General features: G+C 74.8%; 1 protein-coding gene. It reads left to right on the top strand.

The features are described from left to right. Window positions 1-1,305, top strand: a 1,305-nt coding sequence (locus tag NT8_RS30225; protein WP_217999346.1) for a hypothetical protein, incomplete at both ends; no start/stop codon positions are given.

The raw sequence follows: 1,305 nt of genomic DNA on the forward strand, positions 1-1,305 counted from the left end.
CCGGCCTGCCCGAGGACTCCTTCACCGCCGGCGCCCGCCTCAACTTCCGGGCCGGCCTCGGCTACCGCGTCCGCACCACCGCCCTCGGCGTGAGCGGCTCCAGCACCGACTACTACTACACCGAACTCGGCGGCCCGCCCGAGGCCTACGACGCCGACCTGGCCGCCACGATGACGCTCACCCCGCCCGCGGCGGCGCCGGACAGCACCCAGGTCCAGACGCAGCCGCGGACCCAGACGGGCGCGCAGACCGATACGGCCCCGGACGGCACGCGGACCGCAACGCGGCCGGACACCGCTCCGGAGGGCACCAGGTCGCGGACGGCCACCGCCCCGGACGGCGCGCCGCCGGCCCGGCCCGAGCCGATCTCGGCATCGTGGGACCTCCCGGTGCGGCTGTTCGTGCCCGGCGGGCCGGGCACGAACCCGCCGGACACCCCGGAGCGGATCACGCTCGCCGACCCCCGCGACCCGGCCACCGCGGACGTGCCCGGCCCCGGTGCCCGCGCGGTCGACCGCAGCTACCCCGTCCACATCGGCGGCATCACCACCACCACGCCGCAGGGGGCGATGAGCCTCGCCGACTGGGCGCGGGACCGCCTGCTCGGCTACGACTCCAAGGCCGCGGCCAACCGCCCCAGCCCCGCGCCGGACGCCGGCGGGCACAAGCGGCTGACCAAGAAGCCGCCGGAACCGTCGAAAAGGTTCCACCGGCACAACGACGTCCCCCTCAAGGGCCTCGCCGACGGCAGCCTGGTCCAGGGCGGCCTCAACACCATGACCACCGGCTACACCGACCTGCCGTTCCTCGACTCCGGCGGCGGCGACCGCCGGCTGCGCATCACCTCCTCGCCCACGGACTACCGGCGGCTGCCCACACCGCCGAAGGCCGCGGAGTTCTCCACCCTGACCCGGGTCAGCGCCGCCACCGGCGAGACCAGGACCAAGACCTCGTTCTGGAACCTGCTGTTCAGCGGCGGCGCCGACTTCCGCGTCACCGACCGCATGTTCCGGTTCGCGCCCGCGCTGCTGGAGTACCTCTTCCGGAAGAACACCCGGCAGATCAGCGACACCCGCCAGGACAGCTCCGGCCGCTCCCCGCTGATGTGGGGTGACCCGGACACCGTCCTGTACGAGGTGACCCGCACCTACTACGCCCAGTTCGACGGCGACCCCCGGGCCACGAGGTTCACGGGCACGACCTACGAACTGTTCACCGCCGAGGACGCCCGCCTCCTGGGGACGGCCGACGTGCACGCCCCCGCGACCGAGGCCGCACCGTCCCCGGACCCCTCCGCCCCCACGG

It is taken from the genome of Nocardiopsis trehalosi NBRC 14201 (assembly GCF_001552555.1).
Taxonomy (GTDB): Bacteria; Actinomycetota; Actinomycetes; order Streptosporangiales; family Streptosporangiaceae; genus Nocardiopsis_B; species Nocardiopsis_B trehalosi.